Here is a 15,660-nt window from a genome sequence, read left to right as displayed (position 1 = left end):
CCCCATTCCACCCGTAGGTGCCAATCCTGTCACCGACACAACACGAAGAGTGACAAAAAGAGAAGGGCACCTCGGAAGACTCCTCCGAGGTGCCCTTCTCTCAACCGGCTAAAGAAAGATCAGCCCTGCGCGATCTTCTTGGCCAGGTTCTCGTCCAGCGTCGCGAGGAAGTCCTCGGTCGTCTGCCATTCCTGGTCCTTGCCGACCAGCAGCGCGAGGTCCTTGGTCATCTTGCCGCCCTCGACGGTGTCGACGACGACCTGCTCCAGCTTGTTCGCGAAGCCGATGAGCTCCGAGTTGCCGTCCAGCTTGCCGCGGTGCTCGAGGCCGCGGGTCCACGCGTAGATCGAGGCGATCGGGTTCGTGGAGGTCGGCTTGCCCTGCTGGTGCTGGCGGTAGTGCCGGGTGACCGTGCCGTGCGCGGCCTCGGCCTCGACGGTCTTGCCGTCCGGCGTGCGCAGCACCGAGGTCATCAGGCCGAGCGAACCGAAGCCCTGCGCGACGGTGTCGGACTGGACGTCGCCGTCGTAGTTCTTGCACGCCCAGACGTAGCCGCCCTCCCACTTGAGCGACGCGGCGACCATGTCGTCGATCAGCCGGTGCTCGTAGGTGATGCCCTTGGCGTCGAAGTCCGACTTGAACTCGGTCTCGAAGATCTCCTGGAACACGTCCTTGAACATGCCGTCGTAGGCCTTGAGGATCGTGTTCTTGGTGGAGAGGTAGACCGGGTACTCGCGGTCGAGGCCGTACTGCAGCGACGCGCGCGCGAAGTCCTCGATCGACTTGCGGTAGTTGTACATCCCCATCGCGACGCCGCCGCCCTCGGGGAAGTTCGCGACCTGGAACTCCATCGGCTCGGAGCCGTCTTCGGGGGTGTAGGTCATCGTCAGGGTGCCCGGGCCGGGGACCTTGAAGTTGGTGGCCTTGTACTGGTCGCCGTGCGCGTGGCGGCCGATGATGATCGGCTTGGTCCAGCCGGGTACCAGCCGGGGCACGTTGCGCATGACGATCGGCTCGCGGAAGATCACGCCGCCGAGGATGTTGCGGATGGTCCCGTTCGGGGACACCCACATCTTCTTGAGGCCGAACTCCTCCACGCGCGCCTCGTCGGGCGTGATCGTGGCGCACTTGACGCCGACGCCGTGCTGCTTGATGGCGTTGGCGGCGTCGACCGTGATCTGGTCGTCGGTGCGGTCCCGCTCCTCGATGCCCAGGTCGTAGTAGTCCAGGTTGACGTCCAGGTACGGGTGGATCAGCTTGTCCTTGATGAACTGCCAAATGATGCGGGTCATCTCGTCGCCGTCGAGTTCGACAACGGTGCCCTGGACCTTGATCTTGGCCATGAGCAGCGGTGCTCCTTCCGCGGATCTTCGCGTTCGCTTCTTCGCTCTCCGATAGCGGTACAAGCGTACTGCTTAACAGAGCTGGATGGTTCCAGAAGTGGTCGGAATCAAGTCTCTACCACCCTTGACCGGCCCTGCCGACCGGGCACGATTGCGGAACCGGCCGGACCGGGCGGCCGTCCCATCGCGGCAAGCACCGCACTGGGAGGTCCCGCCATGTCATACCCCGAGCCCTACGCCGTTTATCCCCCCGCGGGCGGACCGGTCGCGGCCCCGGCGGAAAGCCGGGCCGTGGCACGGGTGCTCAGCGGGCTGTGCGGGCTCGTCCTCACCCCGGTCGCGCTCGGGCTGCTGGCCTACGGCAGCTACCGGCACCAGCGGCAGATCGCGGCTTCGTTCGCCGAACACGGGGACGCCCTCGGCATCACGTTGATGGCGACGGGCGCGGTCCTGCTGTTCGGGATCGCCGTGCTCGGCGCGTGGTCGGGAACCGGACCGGTCGCGGGCGGACTGGTGTGGGGCCTGGTTCCGGGCGTGCTCACGCTGGTGTCGCCGCGCTCGGCGTTCGATCTGCTCGACCTGCTGCCGCGCGGCGAGATGACCGTGGCCGTGGTCGGGTGGATGTCCTCCGGCGCGCTGCTCGGCACCGGGTTCCTGCTGCTCGGCACGGGTCTGGCGGCACGGCTGGCGCGACGGCGCAGGTAGCGGCGGGACGGCGCGGGCCCGGTGAGACTATTTGCAGATGGGATTGTTCACCGTAGCCGAGGCCCGCACCGAACTCGCCCGGTTGCTTCCCGTGCTCGCCGAGCTGATCCGGGTCCGCGCCGACGCCGCCGAGCTCGCCGCTTCCCTGCGGCCGGGCGGACGGGACACCAGCCTCGGCGGCCTGCCGGAGTGGAAGGCCGCGCAGGCGAGGCTGGACGACCTGATGACCGCGATCCAGGCGACCGGGGCCGAACTGAAGGGGTTCGCCCCGCTGCTGGTGGACTTCCCGGCCTCGCTCGACGGCGACGACGTTCTGTTGTGCTGGCTCGAAGGCGACCGCGAACTGTCCTGGTACCACCGGGCCGACCTCGGTTTCGCCGGCCGCCGCCGCTTGCCCGGATAATCACTGGTCAACCGCACTACGGTGGCTAGGTGAGCACACTTTTCGACGCCGACGCGGCGGGATACGACGAGGACACCTTCCACCCGTATGTGGCAGAGCAGCTGATCGGCGGTCTTGCCCCGAAGCCCGGCCTGCTGGTCGACGTCGCCGCGGGAACCGGCGCGGCGGCCTTCGCGGCACTGCGGCTGGAACCGGCCGAGGTCTTCGCGATCGACCTCTCCCCCGCGATGATCGAGATCGCCCGCGCCAAGGCCGCCGACCGCGACCCGGACGGCCGGATCACCTGGCAGGTCGGCTCCGCGGTCCCGCTGCCGATCGGCGACGGCGAGGCCGACGCGGTCGTCTGCGCGTCCGCACTGCACTTCCTGGGCGCGCGCGCCTTGACCGACTGGCGGCGAGTGCTGCGCCCGGGCGGGAAGCTGGCGTTCAGCGTGGTGTCGTCGGAGCGGTTCAAGCCGACTGGCAAGTTCGCTGACGTGTTCCCGCGAGACCTGCGCGTCCCGGGCACCCTCGAGGAAGCCGCCGCGCTGGCCACCGACGCCGGATTCAGCTCGGCGACGGCACAGCACGTGACGCTCGATCAGGGCGACCGGGTACGGCAGGTCTTCGCGGTTTTCGCGGAGGCCTAACGGTCGAACTGCACCTCCGCCGCCCGCCCGGGCCCCGCGAAATGCGACGAAGCCCGGCGTCGCGAGCTGCGGCGAATCCTGCGGCCGGACAGCGGTGTTCGAGTAAGCCCCCTCGTGCAGCTGCTGTCCGGCAGGCGCGCTGAGTTCCAGCCGGGCCCACTTCGACCGCGTAAGCGCCTTCGTCCGAGGTGTAGCCGGATTCCCTGCGCCGCGGCGGAAAATCCCCCATTCAGCCGTGCAGCTGAGCACCCTTGAGGATCTTGTCCACCGCGTTCTTCGGCCCGTGCACGGCCATCCCCGCCAACGCCAGTTTCTCCGCCGGCACCGCACGCACCGCGGCGCGATTGTCGACGTCATTGCCGGTCTGGAACAGCTCGTCGGTGAAGATCGAGAACCGCAGACCCCGCGAGAGCGCGCGGCTGTGCGCCAGTGCGAGCGTCTCGGCGGTGCCGGCGAACACGAGTACCGGCTGGCGGAACATCGGCAGGTACTCGGTGTCGTCGGCGTCGAGGTAGGGCTCGCCGATCAGTTCCGGCGTCGTGTGGGCCACGCCGCTCACCAGGAACGCCGTGACGTTCAGCCGTTGCCACGAGGCCAGGTCGTCCCGCAGCAGCACGGCGATCTTCGTGTCGAATCGGTTCATGCGGGACAGCATCGGCTCGGCGCCGCGTGCGGGTCTTGTACGTTTTGAACATGACGGTGTCGGCCTGGCGTCCTTCGGTGCCCGGAATCGCCGAGGCGTTCCACGCCCGGTTCACCGACCACGCCTACCCCGCGCACACGCACGACACGTGGACGCTGCTGATCGTCGACGACGGCGCGATCAGCTACGACCTCGACCGGCACCACCACGGCGCGCTCGGCACGGCCGTCACGCTGCTGCCGCCGAACGTCGCGCACGACGGGCGCGCCGCGACCAGCCAGGGCTTCCGCAAACGCGTGCTCTACCTCGACGCCGACGTCCTCGGCGACGACCTGATCGGGGCCGCCGTCGACCAGCCGAGCCTGCCGGATCCGTTGCTGCGCACCAGAATCCACCAGCTGCACCAGTCGCTCGCCGAACCGCTGGAAGCCGAAAGCCGCCTAGCCCTGGTCGCCCAGCGGCTGCGCACCCACCTCGGCCGCCCGGCGATCACGCCGCCCGACCGCAGCCTGGCCGACGACCTTCGCGACCTCCTGGACGAACGCCTGCCCGATTCCCTGACCCTGGCCGACGCCTCCGAGGTACTAGGCGCGCACCCGGTCCACCTGGTCCGCGCGTTCGGCCGCCGTTTCGGGCTGCCGCCGCACCGGTACGTCACCGGCCGCCGCGTCGACCACGCCCGCCGCCTCCTGCTCGACGGAACCCCGCCCGCCGCCGTCGCCACGACCGCCGGGTTCACCGACCAGGCCCACCTGACCCGCCACTTCCGCCGCTACCTCGGCACCACCCCGGCCCGCTTCGCACGCGGCTGACCGGGCGGTTTGTGCGAAGATGGCGCCATGCTGCGCGAACTGCACCTGACCGGCGACCCGGCGGCCGACAAGCTGCTCAACGACGACCCGTTCGCCCTGCTCACCGGGATGCTCTTGGACCAGCAGTACCCGATGGAGCACGCCTTCGCGGGCCCGCGGAAGATCGCCGACCGGATGGACGGCTTCGATCTGCGCAAGATCGCCGCGACGGACGTCGACAAGTTCGTCGAGATGTGCGTCGTGCCGCCCGCGATCCACCGCTACGGCGGCTCGATGGCACGCCGGGTGCACGCGCTCGCGTTGCACATCATCGAGAACTACGACGGCCGCACCGAGGGCATCTGGCTGGACGGCCGCCCCAAGCCGGACGGCGAAGAGGTGCTCAAGCGACTCAAGGCACTGCCCGGGTTCGGCGAGCAGAAGGCGAAGATCTTCCTGGCACTGCTGGGCAAACAGCGCGGCGTCGCTCCGAAGGGCTGGCGCGAGGCTGCCGGTGCCTACGGAGATCGCGGCTCTCGTCGGTCCATTGCGGACGTGACGGACGCGAAGACGCTCGGCGAGGTGCGCGCGTTCAAGAAGGCCGCGAAGGCCGCCGCCAAGGCGAACTGACTCAGCTCCGCGCGAACCAGACCACGTCCGGTTCCCCGCGCGGCACCGGAATCTCCACTACGTCCACCTCGGCGAACCGCTCCCGCAGCCGAGCCGTGAACCCCGGTGCCGCGCCCGCGCTCCACACCGCCAGCACCCCGTCCGGACTCAGCAGCTGAGACAGCCGTTCCAGGCCGGAATCGGCGTACAGCGAGGCATTCCCCTCGGTGACCGTCCACTCTGGACCGTTGTCGATGTCCAGGCACAGCGCGTCGAAAGTCTCGCTCGTCGTCCGCAGCCACTCCAGCAGGTCCGCCTCGACGATCGTCACCCGCGGATCGTCCAATGCCGCACCGTGGACTTCGCGCAGCGGACCGGTGCGGTTCCAGGCGATCACGGCAGGTTCGCGTTCCACCACGACCACGGAGCCGACCGCGGCGTGATCCAGCGCGGCGCGCAGCGAGAATCCGACGCCGAGGCCGCCGATCAGCACTCGCGCGCCAGAAGCGAGCCGGTCGGCCGCTCCGGTCACGAGCAGCCGCTCCGACTCGCCGTTGCGGGTGTCCATCAGGAACATCCCGTTTTCGATCACCTCGAACTCGGCGCCGTCCCGCCGCAGCACCAGTTCGCCGCCGTGCCCTGGCACGGTTTCCAGTACCTCTGCCATGCCCGGCAGCTTCTCAGACCGCGACCTCTTCGCGGACCTCAGCCCGCTTCCGCGCGCCCCAGAAGAACACGACCACCAGCATCGCCGCGGCGGCGAGGATCGCGGCGATCTCCGGCAGCACGGTCGGCCCGGCCGAGGTCAGCACCGCACCCCCGACGATGCCGGACAACCCGACGCCGAGATAGATCGCCGAGGCGTTGAGCGACAGCGCGAGACCGGCGTGCCCCGGCGACAGCTCGATGAGCCGATGCTGCACCGGCGGGCTGAACGACCAGTTCGCCACGCCCCACACGAACAACGTGATCCCGGCCCCGACGACGGTCGTCGCGGTGAACGGCAACAGCACCATCACGGCGGTGAACCCGACGAGGATGACCAGCAGCGGCCTGCGCGGGCCCCACTTGTCGGCCGCGCGGCCGCCGGCGAAGTTGCCGATCGCGCCGCCGATGCCGTAGCAGAACAGCAGCACCGTGATCGTCCCGCCGGAAACGCCGGCGGTGGCCGTCAAGACCGGCGACACCAGCGTGTAGACCATGAACGCGGCGAGGCAGGCGAGCGTGGTGGTGACCAGCAGCGCGACGACCCGCTTGTCCCGGGCGACCGCGAACCGCTCGGCGAGCCCGACCACCGGCGGCGGCGCGACCGTCGGCAGCGCGACCCGCACCCCGATCGCACCGAGCAGCGAAAGGATGCCGACGAACAGGAACGCGCCCTCGTAGCCGAACTGCTGGGAGATCACGCTGCCCAGCGGAACGCCGAAGATCAACGCGATGGTGAGTCCCCCGAACACCAGCGAAACGGCCCGCCCACGACGTTCCGGCGTGGTCAGCTCAGCCGCGACGGCAGTGGCGGCCGGGGTGTAGACGGCAGCCCCGATCGCCGTGACGACCCGCGCGATCAGCAGCGTGGTGTACCCCGGCGCGACGGCCGCGAAGACGTTCCCGACCGCGGCCACCGCGAGCGCGGCGACCAGCAGCGTGCGCCGTTCCCACCGCCCAGTGGCGGCAGCGAACAACGGCGAGCCCACCGCGTACGCGATGGCGAACGAAGTGACGAGCTGCGCCGCGGCCGTCGCGGAGATGTGCAGCTCGGAGGTCAACGCCGGCAACAGCCCGGCCACGATGTAGCCGCTGGTGCCGACGCCGAAGGCCCCGAACGCGAGCACCGAGTTCCGGGCCGCCGCCGAGGACGAGACGCTGGACATGAATGTTCCCCCAAGGAAACCTGAACGGATAGTTCGACGAACGTCGTAGTTCGATGACGACCGTACACGGACCCGCCGACAATTTCGACAGGCGTCGTACTATGGACTCATGCCCGCCTCTGCGCCCCTGCCGCCGCTCGCCTATCCGGACCGCGAGGAGATCACGGTCGAAGCGGTGCTGCGCGCACTCGCCGACCCGGTCAGGCTGGCGATGGTCCGGCAGCTGGCGAACTCCGAAACGGAGATCTCGTGCAGCGCTTTCGAGGTGCCGGTGACCAAGTCCACACTCACCCATCACCTCGCGACACTGCGCCAGGCCGGGGTGATCGCCGGCCGCCAGGAAGGCACGACCCGGTACAACTCGTTGCGCCGCAACGATCTCGACGCACTGTTCCCCGGCCTGCTCGACGGCGTGCTGGCCGCGCCCCGCTGAGCGGTCGCGCTACGTGGCGGGCCTCACCCGAATACCGGGATGACAAGGCCGCCCTCCATCGGTTCAACTAGAGCGAGACAGCACGACGACGTCGGGGCTGTCTAGTTTTTTGCCCACGTTCTAAAGCGCTTCAGAAGCCTGTGCCCCAGGCGCTGAGCAATCGTTTTCTCCAGGAAGGGAGAGCCGTGCCCGTCGCGTTGCTCGCGCTCGCCGTCGGTGCCTTCGGCATCGGTACCACCGAGTTCGTGATGATGGGTGTGCTGCCCCTGACCGCCGCGGACTTCCACATCGACATCCCGTCCGCGGGCTACTTCATCTCCGCCTACGCGCTCGGCGTGGTGATCGGCGCGCCGCTGCTCACCGCGCTGGCCGTCCGGCTGCCGCGCAAAACGATGCTGCTGGCGATGATGGGCCTGTTCACGGTCGGCAACGCGCTGTTCGCGCTCTCCCCGAACCAGGACTTCGGGATCGCGTTCCGGTTCCTCGCCGGCCTGCCGCACGGCGCGTTCTTCGGCGCGGGCGCGGTCGTCGCGTCCAGCCTCGCGCAGCCGGGCCAGCGCGCGAAGGCCGTGTCGATGATGTTCATGGGCCTGACGCTGGCGAACGTCATCGGCGTCCCGCTCGGCACGCTGCTCGGCCAGCAGGTCGGCTGGCGCGCGACGTTCGGCGTCGTCGCGGTGATCGGCCTGCTCGCCATCGCCGCCATCGCGAAACTGGTGCCGCACCAGGGCCGCCCGGCCGACCCGTCGATCCGCGGCGAACTCGGCGCGTTCCGCCGCCCGCAGGTGTGGCTGGCGCTGGCGATCGTGATGTTCGGCCTCGGCGGCGTCTTCGCCTGCATGTCCTACATCGCGCCGATGCTGACCGACGTCGCCGGATACTCGCCGGCCAATGTCACGGTGCTGCTTTCGCTGGCCGGGGTCGGCATGACGATCGGCAACTACCTCGGCGGACGGCTCGCGGACAAGGCGCTGATGCCGAGCCTGTACGTCGCGCTGCTCGCGCTCGCGACCGTGCTTTCGATCTTCACCGTGACCGCGCAGGGCAAGGTCGGCGCGGCGGTCACGATCTTCTTCGTGGGTGTCGCGGGCTTCATGATCGGCCCGATGATGCAGGCGCGGATCATGGAGAAGGCGGGCGGCACGCCGTCGCTGGTCTCGGCCGCGGTGCAGTCGGCGTTCAACATCGCCAACTCGATCGGCGCGTACCTCGGCGGCCTGGTCATCGCGGGCGGACTCGGCCTGCTGGCCCCGAACTGGGTCGGCGCGCTGCTGGCCGTGCTCGGCGTGTCGATCGCCGCGGTGTCCGGGCTGCTGGACCGGCGCGAGGCGCGAGTCGAAAAGGAACTCGCGCTCGCGTCCTGACCGGTTAGGACGAGGCGTCGAACGGGCCGCCGACGATCGACAGCGCGATGTAGAGCACCGCGGCGCACAACGCGCTGTAGGTGAGGATGTCGACGACCTTGCCGCGAATCGCGAGCAGCCCGGCGCGCTCCTCCGGCAGCACCGCACGCAGCGCCCCGGCCACGAACAGGGCTACGCCGACCAGCACCGCACCCTCGCGCCAGTGGTACTGCAGCGCCCGCACCACGGCCGCCGCCAGCAGCAGCATGATCACCGCGAACGGCACGTGGACGAGCCAGGGACGATCGCCGCGGTGCCGTTGCCCGGTCATCGCCATCAGCGGGCGGCCGCGCGTTCCGCAGCCTCGACCACGTTGGTGACCAGCATCGCCCGCGTCATCGGGCCCACGCCGCCGGGGTTCGGCGACAGCCAGCCGGCCACCTCGGCGACCGCCGGGTCGACGTCGCCGGTGAGCTTGCCCTCGACGTGCGAAACGCCGACGTCCAGCACCGCCGCGCCGGGCTTGACCATGTCCGGCTTGATGATCCCGGGCACGCCCGCCGCGGCGATCACGATGTCCGCGCGGCGCACCTCGGCGGCGAGGTCACGAGTACCGGTGTGGCACAGCGTGACGGTGGAGTTTTCGCTGCGCCGAGTAAGCAGCAGACCGAGCGTGCGGCCGACAGTGATGCCGCGGCCGACCACGGTGACCTGCGCGCCGTTCAGCTCGACGCCGTGCCGCTTGAGCAGCTCGATGATGCCGTACGGGGTGCACGGCAGCGCGCCCGCTTCGCCGAGCACGAGCCGGCCGAGACTGATCGGCGCGAGGCCGTCGGCGTCCTTCTCCGGATCGATGCGCTCCAGGACGCGGTTCGCGTCGAGGTGCTTCGGCAGCGGCAGCTGGACGAGGTAGCCGTGGCAGGCCGGGTCCGCGTTCAGCTCGTCGATGACGGCCTCGAGCTTCTCCTGCGAGATGTCCGCGGGCAGGTCGCGGCGGATCGAGTTGACGCCGATCTTCGCGCTGTCCGCGTGCTTCATCTTCACGTAGGAGTGGGAACCGGGGTCGTCGCCGACCAGCACCGTGCCCAGCCCAGGGGTGATCCCCTGCTCCGCGAGCGCGGCCACGCGCGGGCGCAGCTCTGCGAAAATGGCGTTCTTCGTGGCCTTGCCGTCGAGAATCTTCGCCGTCACGGCGGCCATTGTCGCAGAGCCGCCGGAGACTGCCGGTCAGGAGTGGGTGCTGCACTCTGTGTGTCCACGACACCACCCGATCGGCCCGCGCGTCTTCCGTCGAATCAGCCGTCCCGGGTCTTAAGCTGGAGAGGCTCCACCGCATCACCCACCCTGGCGTGTGACCCGTGCCATATCGCGTCCGCCGAGGTCAGCGGGCACGTCCACCGGCCCGAGGGTGGCAAAAGCCCTATGCGGGGTGCGTTCGCGCGCGCGAACAGTCAAAATGTTCTCTGTGGCACAACCGACGACGCAGCTGAACGCGACGGAGCAGGACACTCTGGTCAAGCAGATCGGACTGGCCCTGCTGCGCGCCGCCCCGCGCGACTGGCGCAAAGTCTCCGCGGAGTACCGAGCCGTCGGCAGGTACCACGAGCTGACCGGCGAGATCGTGCTCGAGGACGGCTCCGCACAGGAATGGATCGCGACGCACGACATCGCGACCCTGTTCGGGAGACTCCGCGCAGGCATGTACCGCGACGGCCGCGGCACCTGGTTCAACGCGCGCTACCAGCTGGACCACCCTTCGAGCTACAACCTCGAATACAACCGCGACGAGCCGCAATGGCACCTCGCGCCGCCGCCCCAGGCGTACTCCGACGAGCTGCGCATGTTCCCGCGCACCGAGGAGAACGTGCCCGAGTGGCTGATCCGCCGCATGTCCGGCCTCGGTCCCGAACAGCCCGGACCGCACTTCCGCATCGCCCGGATCTTCGACACCATCGGCCCGGCTGGCCGCCCGGTCATCAACCGTCCTGATCTGGACGTCGACGAGCAAGACCGGCTGCTGGACTATCTGGACCACGCCCCCGTCGTGGTCCAGGACCGCGGCTACGACATCGACCGTCTCGCCCAGACTCCCGAAGCGACGGTCCCGGTCGCCTTCCACAGCGACGGCCACTGGATTTGGCCAGCCGCGGTGAACTTCTACCTCCGCACGTACGGCGTCTCGCCGGAAGCGGATCTGATCGAGCACATCCGGGCGAACGCGTTCCAGCTTCCGCAGGTGGACGAGCTGACCCTGCAGGGTGCGGCCGCGTACCTCACTCGCGGGAGCCAGACTCCGCAGCAACGCCCCGCTCCTGGCGGCGGTCCTGGTGGGCCTGGGACGGGCGGGCCTGGGGCCGGTGGTCCTGGCGCTGGCGGGCCCGGTTCCGCCGGGCCCGGTTCCGGCGGTCCAGGCGCTGGCGGGCCCGGTTCCGGCGGTCTTGGTGGCCCGTCCGGCGCCGGCGCTGGCAGCCCCGGTGCCGGTGGTCCTGGCGCTGGCGGTCTCGGCTCTGGCGGTCCTGGCGCCGGTGGCCCTGGCGCGGGTGGTCCCGGCTCCGGCGGTCCTGGCGGTCCCGGTTCTGGTGGCCCCGGCGGCCCGGGCGCGGCTGGTGGGCCAGGCGGTACTGGAGTTCCGGGCAGCCCTGGCGGACCTAATGGTCCCGGCGGCGCAGGCAGTGCCGGCGGCCCTGGCACGGGCGGCCCGAACGGCGTCGGCGGACCTGGCTCCGGTGGCGCTGGCGGATTCGATGCCAACGGAACGGGATCCGGAGTCCCCAACGCAGACGCCCCCGGTTCCGGCTCTGGCGGCCCCAGCGCGGCCGGAGTCGGCGCAGCCGCCGCGGGACTCGGCGCAGCCGGTCTCGGAGCGGCCGCACTCGGCGCGGCAAGCGGCTCCGGCAGCCACGACAACTTCCGCCCTGCCGACGACTTCGCCGGCCCCGACTCCGGCAGGCCCGGCGGCCCCAGTGCCCCCGGCCCGGACCGACGCGGCCCAGCCGAAGAATTCGACAACCGCAACCCCAGTACTCCCGGCCGGCCGGACAGCCCCGACAGCTTCCACCCCGCCGACGAGTACGACAGGCCCGGTTCAGCCGCTGGCCCAGAAGGCACCTTCCACCCGGCAGACGACTTCAGCAGGCCCGGTTCAGACCGGCCAGAGGACACCTTCCACCAGGCTGACGAGTACGGCAGGCCCGGCGCAGAAGGCGCCTCCCACCCCGCTGCCGAGTACGGCAGGCCTGGCCCAGCCGATCGGCCGGAGAGTGCCTTCCACCCGGCCGAGGAATTCAGCAGGCCCGGCGGACCGGACGCTCCCGGATCCAACGAGTTCGACTCGGCGGACGAGTTCGGCGGCCCCGGTCCCCGCAGGCCCGGCGGACCAGGTGCCCCCAGCGCCGACCGGCGCGGCCCAGCCGAAGAATTCGACAACCGCGACTCCGGCACGAGCGGCCGGCCGGACAGCTTCCGCCCGGCCGACGAATTCGGCGGTCCCGACGCAACGGACGGCCCCGGCTTCGCCGACCGCGGCGGCTCAGAAGACCACTTCGAGCCCGACCGCGGTGGCTCGGACCGGCGCGACAGGCCTGGTCAGCAGGGTGCCGCGGGCGGTCCCCAGGGCACGCGAGGCTCCGGACCGGACAGCCCTGGCGGGTCGCACGGACTGGGCGCAACAGCTGCGGCGGCAGGAGCAGCGGGAGTCGCGGGAGCCGCAGCGAGCGGCGCTCACTCCGAATCCGGCCACGCGCACGAGGCTGGTTACGACGAGCACCCCGACGCGTCCGGCTACGACGACCAGGCCCACGACGCTGCCGGTTATGCCGAGCACGGCTACGACCAGCAAGGCCACTCCGACGCTGCCTACGACCAGCACGGCCAGGCAGCCGGTTACCCGGAGGACTACGACCGGCAAGACCACGGCGAAGGCCAGCGCGGCCACGCGGATGGTTACGACCAGCACGACGAGGGTTACGACGAGTCCGCCCACGACGGCTACCGCAACCCCGCACCGCACGGCGACTACGACGACGCACCGCACGGCGGATACGAAGCCGAGTCGTACGACGACCAGCACGGGTACGAGGACGCCGCATCCCACGAGGCCGGTGCTTACGCCGAGCCGCACGGGTACGACGAAGCTGCCGGTCAGCACGGCCACGACGAAGCGGGCTACGACGAACCCGCGCACCACGTCGACGACCGCAACCGCGACGCGGCGGACTACGAAGCCCACGGGTACGACGACCACGCCGACGCGCACGGGAGCAAGGTCCCCGGCGTCGGCGCGTTCGAGCAGCCCGCTGCTCCGAACACGGAGGGCGGGCTGGTCGGCGCGGATGGCCTCATCGGTGCCGACGGGCTCATCGGCGCGGACAACTCCGCCGAAGAACCCGCCCCGAACCGGCACAACGCCGAGCCGGACACAGGTCGGCGCGGTGCGGCACCGGACGACAGCCGTCCTGGTGACCAGGAGGGTGGCCGTCGGCGAGCGCAGTCGGACGCCGAAGCGGACGACAGCCGCCGGGAAGACGCGCGGCTGAACGCCGAGGACAGCGGACGGCGCGGTGCCGAACCCGGCAGCCAGGCCGAGCCCGCGGACGAGCACGGCAGTCATGTCGGCGCAGCCGCGGCCGGAGTCGCCGCGGCCGGTGGGCTGGCCGCGGCCGGGCTCGCCGCCGCCGCGCACGGCCGGAGTCGCGAGAAGGAGGCCGAGGGTCGCCACGGCACCGCGCCGGAGCGTCCTGCGGAGCCGCCGTTCGAGCAGGACTTCGACGGCGCGCAGTACGACCGCTACGACGACGGCCACTACGACGACGAAGACCACACCGACGTCCACCACGACCTCGTCCCCAGCCGCAACGGCGCCGGTCCGGGCCACCCGGCCGACGACGAGGACGACACGGACGTTCACCCGCCGGTCGACGCCGGGCACGACGAGCCGGTGCTCTTCACCCACGGCAACGAACCGTCCCGCGACGACGACGAGCAGCGTGCCGAACTGTTCACGCACTCCAGTGGTTACGAGGACGACAACCGCCGCGAGGCCGAGTACGACGCGGGCCCGCCGACCGCGATGATCATGCCGGGATCCGAGATCCCCGGCGGGCTCCCGGTGCCGGAGATGCCGGTGCCTCCGCCGTCCGGCGGGCGGCGCGCGGCTCGGGAGCAGGCCGAACCGGCTCCGGTCGCGCGGCGGGAACAGCCCGCTCAGCCGGAACTGGCCGAACTGCAGGCGAAGCTCGACGAGCTGAACGTGCCCGAGGCCGCGTACCGGCTCGGCGGCCCCACCGAACGCGGGTGGAGCGTCGAGCAGGTGGGCGAAGGCTGGCGCGTCGGCTGGTACGACGGCGAGCTGATCAACCCGGCGGTATTCGGCGACGCGGAGGACGCCGCGGCGTTCATGCTCGGCAAGGTGCTGCTGTACCCCGACGGGTACGTCGCGGCGGCAGCCCCCGCACCGGCTGAGCAGCCAGTCGCGGACGCGCCGAAGCCGCCGGTGGTGGCGACGTTGTCGCCGGAGGTCGCGACGGGTTCGTTCCCGGTCCGGCCGCGCGAGAACGTGCCGCCGCAGGAGCAGACCGCGTTCACGCCTGCCGATCAGCTGCTGGCCGACGACGAACCGCCTGCCCGGCAGACCCCGCCGCCAGCCCCGCCGACGCAGGTCGCGGCACCGGTGAGCCCGCCGACCCAGGTGGCTCCCCCGGTCAGTGCCCCGCCGACGCAGATCGCCTCGCCGGTCAGCGCACCGCCCACCCAGGTCGCGCCGCCGGTCAGCCCGCCGCCTCGGCGGGAACCGCCGGTGCGGCGCGAGGAACCGGTGCGCGCCAACGGAACCGGCGGCAGCGGGCAGTGGCCGATCGCGCCGCTGTCCGGGGAACCGCCGCTGACCCTGTTCCGCGGCAAGGAACTGCGCGAACTGCCCGCGGGCAGCGAACTGGACCGCTTCGGCGGTCCGAACGGCAACCTGACCTACGCGGCGGGCACCCCGTTCGAGGAGCGTTCGCTGGTCCCGGAGTGGGTGAACCGGCCCTACCACGTGTACCGCGTGCAGCGGCCGCTCGAAACGCTGGCCGGGGTCGCGATCCCGTGGTTCAACCAGCCGGGCGGCGGGTCGGCGTACCTGCTTCCGGCGAGTATCGAAGAACTGCTCGCCGAGGGCGACCTGATCGAACTCGACCCGGGCGAACCGCCGATCGACTGACGACGCGGAAAAGGGGCGGGGCCAGCGAGCTTCGCCCCTTTTTCGTGCCCGGAAGCGCGTTACTTGACGACCAGGCCATTGGCCGCGGCGAACGCCACCGCCAGTTCGACGTCCACGTACGCGCCGCGCAAGTCCGCCTGCACCAGCCCGTTCGCATCGACCGCCGCGCCGCGCAGGTCGGCTCCGGGAAACTTCGTGCCGATCATCCGGGACCCGGACAGATCCGTGCCCCGCAGATCGGAATCCGTCAGATCCGCCTCGTTGAGGTTCACTTCCCGCATCCGCAGACCGGACAGGTCCAGTTTCCGCAGCCGGCCGCGTGCGAACGACGCCAGCGACAGATCGCATTCGGTCAGCGCGATCCCGGCGTACCGGCAGTCCACAAAGGACGAACCAAGCAACGAGCACGACGACCATCGGCTGTCGGCGAGCACCGAACGGTCGAACGTGCAGGAGCGGAACGCCGACGCGTCGTGCCGCGAACCGGCGAGATCGACCTTGGTGAAGTCGCAGTTGTCGAAGGTGCAGCCGCGGGTGCGCAGATCGCGCAGGTCCGCTTCGGTGAAGTCGCAACCCACGAACTGGCGTTTTTCCCACCACTGGCCGGAAAGTCGTGCTTCGGTGTAGTCCTCGCCGGTCTCCGTCACCCGGACAGGATGACATCAGCCCCGGCGCCGGCTTTTCGACGGGGTGG

Annotated in this window: 15 protein-coding genes; 8 read left to right on the top strand and 7 right to left on the bottom strand. The window is 70.6% G+C overall.

Features of this window, described 5'->3' with window-relative positions; genetic code table 11:
* Positions 1–119: 119 nt before the first annotated feature.
* Positions 120–1,343: an NADP-dependent isocitrate dehydrogenase gene (locus L3Q65_RS40380; protein WP_037816160.1), complete on the bottom strand. Its 1,224-nt coding sequence runs from the start codon at positions 1,341–1,343 to the stop codon at positions 120–122.
* A gap of 216 nt (positions 1,344–1,559) precedes the next feature.
* Here L3Q65_RS40380 and L3Q65_RS40375 point away from each other — a divergent pair, with 216 nt between their 5' ends.
* From L3Q65_RS40375 to L3Q65_RS40365, 3 genes are read left to right on the top strand one after another with little or no spacing between them, the layout of a single operon-like run.
* Entirely contained in the window at positions 1,560–2,048 is a 489-nt protein-coding gene (locus L3Q65_RS40375; RefSeq protein ID WP_237597998.1) for a hypothetical protein, read from the top strand.
* 37 nt (positions 2,049–2,085) lie between these two features.
* Complete coding sequence (locus L3Q65_RS40370; RefSeq protein ID WP_037816161.1) at positions 2,086–2,451, top strand: DUF2203 domain-containing protein; 366 nt, start codon at positions 2,086–2,088, stop codon at positions 2,449–2,451.
* A 29-nt stretch (positions 2,452–2,480) separates the two neighbouring features.
* Positions 2,481–3,080, top strand: a complete 600-nt coding sequence (locus tag L3Q65_RS40365) for a class I SAM-dependent methyltransferase (protein ID WP_182894559.1) — start codon at positions 2,481–2,483, stop codon at positions 3,078–3,080.
* Positions 3,081–3,309: 229 nt separating this feature from the next.
* Here L3Q65_RS40365 and L3Q65_RS40360 read toward each other — a convergent pair whose 3' ends face one another.
* Positions 3,310–3,723, bottom strand: a complete 414-nt coding sequence (locus L3Q65_RS40360; protein WP_182894560.1) for a DUF2000 domain-containing protein — start codon at positions 3,721–3,723, stop codon at positions 3,310–3,312.
* Positions 3,724–3,773: 50 nt separating this feature from the next.
* Here L3Q65_RS40360 and L3Q65_RS40355 point away from each other — a divergent pair, with 50 nt between their 5' ends.
* Both L3Q65_RS40355 and L3Q65_RS40350 read left to right on the top strand, forming a co-directional pair.
* Positions 3,774–4,535: an AraC family transcriptional regulator gene (locus L3Q65_RS40355; protein ID WP_237597997.1), complete on the top strand. Its 762-nt coding sequence runs from the start codon at positions 3,774–3,776 to the stop codon at positions 4,533–4,535.
* A gap of 27 nt (positions 4,536–4,562) precedes the next feature.
* Entirely contained in the window at positions 4,563–5,144 is a 582-nt protein-coding gene (locus L3Q65_RS40350) for an HhH-GPD-type base excision DNA repair protein (protein ID WP_009072508.1), read from the top strand.
* Between the two features lies 1 nt (position 5,145).
* Here the strand turns inward: L3Q65_RS40350 and L3Q65_RS40345 are convergent, their stop codons facing one another.
* Entirely contained in the window at positions 5,146–5,790 is a 645-nt protein-coding gene (locus tag L3Q65_RS40345) for a spermidine synthase (protein ID WP_237597996.1), read from the bottom strand.
* Between the two features lie 13 nt (positions 5,791–5,803).
* Positions 5,804–6,994 (bottom strand): MFS transporter, encoded by a 1,191-nt coding sequence (locus L3Q65_RS40340; RefSeq protein ID WP_182894563.1) that lies wholly within the window; start codon positions 6,992–6,994, stop codon positions 5,804–5,806.
* A gap of 109 nt (positions 6,995–7,103) precedes the next feature.
* Between L3Q65_RS40340 and L3Q65_RS40335 the strand changes: the two genes are divergently transcribed.
* Positions 7,104–7,427, top strand: coding sequence for a helix-turn-helix transcriptional regulator (locus L3Q65_RS40335; protein ID WP_237597995.1), 324 nt, complete (start codon positions 7,104–7,106; stop codon positions 7,425–7,427).
* A 185-nt stretch (positions 7,428–7,612) separates the two neighbouring features.
* Entirely contained in the window at positions 7,613–8,791 is a 1,179-nt protein-coding gene (locus tag L3Q65_RS40330; protein WP_237597994.1) for an MFS transporter, read from the top strand.
* 4 nt (positions 8,792–8,795) lie between these two features.
* Here the strand turns inward: L3Q65_RS40330 and L3Q65_RS40325 are convergent, their stop codons facing one another.
* Together L3Q65_RS40325 and L3Q65_RS40320 are read right to left on the bottom strand one after the other, a co-directional pair.
* Complete coding sequence (locus L3Q65_RS40325) at positions 8,796–9,107, bottom strand: DUF3017 domain-containing protein (RefSeq protein WP_182894566.1); 312 nt, start codon at positions 9,105–9,107, stop codon at positions 8,796–8,798.
* Positions 9,107–9,961 carry a bifunctional methylenetetrahydrofolate dehydrogenase/methenyltetrahydrofolate cyclohydrolase gene (locus tag L3Q65_RS40320; RefSeq protein WP_237597993.1) on the bottom strand — a complete coding sequence of 285 codons (855 nt, stop codon included), beginning with the start codon at positions 9,959–9,961 and terminating at the stop codon, positions 9,107–9,109. The genes L3Q65_RS40325 and L3Q65_RS40320 overlap by 1 nt, the downstream gene beginning before the upstream one ends.
* A gap of 274 nt (positions 9,962–10,235) precedes the next feature.
* Between L3Q65_RS40320 and L3Q65_RS40315 the strand changes: the two genes are divergently transcribed.
* Positions 10,236–14,966 (top strand): glycohydrolase toxin TNT-related protein, encoded by a 4,731-nt coding sequence (locus L3Q65_RS40315; protein WP_370648147.1) that lies wholly within the window; start codon positions 10,236–10,238, stop codon positions 14,964–14,966.
* 59 nt (positions 14,967–15,025) lie between these two features.
* On the opposite strand, the gene L3Q65_RS40310 is transcribed toward L3Q65_RS40315, so the two are convergent.
* Positions 15,026–15,613 carry a pentapeptide repeat-containing protein gene (locus L3Q65_RS40310; RefSeq protein WP_182894568.1) on the bottom strand — a complete coding sequence of 196 codons (588 nt, stop codon included), beginning with the start codon at positions 15,611–15,613 and terminating at the stop codon, positions 15,026–15,028.
* Between the last annotated feature and the right edge of the window lie 47 nt (positions 15,614–15,660).

This window comes from Amycolatopsis sp. FU40 (genome assembly GCF_021903635.1).
Taxonomy (GTDB): domain Bacteria; phylum Actinomycetota; class Actinomycetes; order Mycobacteriales; family Pseudonocardiaceae; genus Amycolatopsis; species Amycolatopsis dendrobii.
Note: the sequence above shows the minus strand (reverse complement) of the source record. Positions and strands in the feature narration are given on the sequence as shown.

Coding starts and splice junctions, on each gene's coding strand:
- L3Q65_RS40350 (WP_009072508.1), top strand. CDS start 4,563: ATGCTGCGCGAACTGCACCTGACCGGCGACCCGGCGGCCGACAAGCTG.
- L3Q65_RS40335 (WP_237597995.1), top strand. CDS start 7,104: ATGCCCGCCTCTGCGCCCCTGCCGCCGCTCGCCTATCCGGACCGCGAG.
- L3Q65_RS40370 (WP_037816161.1), top strand. CDS start 2,086: ATGGGATTGTTCACCGTAGCCGAGGCCCGCACCGAACTCGCCCGGTTG.
- L3Q65_RS40340 (WP_182894563.1), bottom strand. CDS start 6,994: ATGTCCAGCGTCTCGTCCTCGGCGGCGGCCCGGAACTCGGTGCTCGCG.
- L3Q65_RS40345 (WP_237597996.1), bottom strand. CDS start 5,790: ATGGCAGAGGTACTGGAAACCGTGCCAGGGCACGGCGGCGAACTGGTG.
- L3Q65_RS40375 (WP_237597998.1), top strand. CDS start 1,560: ATGTCATACCCCGAGCCCTACGCCGTTTATCCCCCCGCGGGCGGACCG.
- L3Q65_RS40360 (WP_182894560.1), bottom strand. CDS start 3,723: ATGAACCGATTCGACACGAAGATCGCCGTGCTGCTGCGGGACGACCTG.
- L3Q65_RS40325 (WP_182894566.1), bottom strand. CDS start 9,107: ATGGCGATGACCGGGCAACGGCACCGCGGCGATCGTCCCTGGCTCGTC.
- L3Q65_RS40380 (WP_037816160.1), bottom strand. CDS start 1,343: ATGGCCAAGATCAAGGTCCAGGGCACCGTTGTCGAACTCGACGGCGAC.
- L3Q65_RS40355 (WP_237597997.1), top strand. CDS start 3,774: ATGACGGTGTCGGCCTGGCGTCCTTCGGTGCCCGGAATCGCCGAGGCG.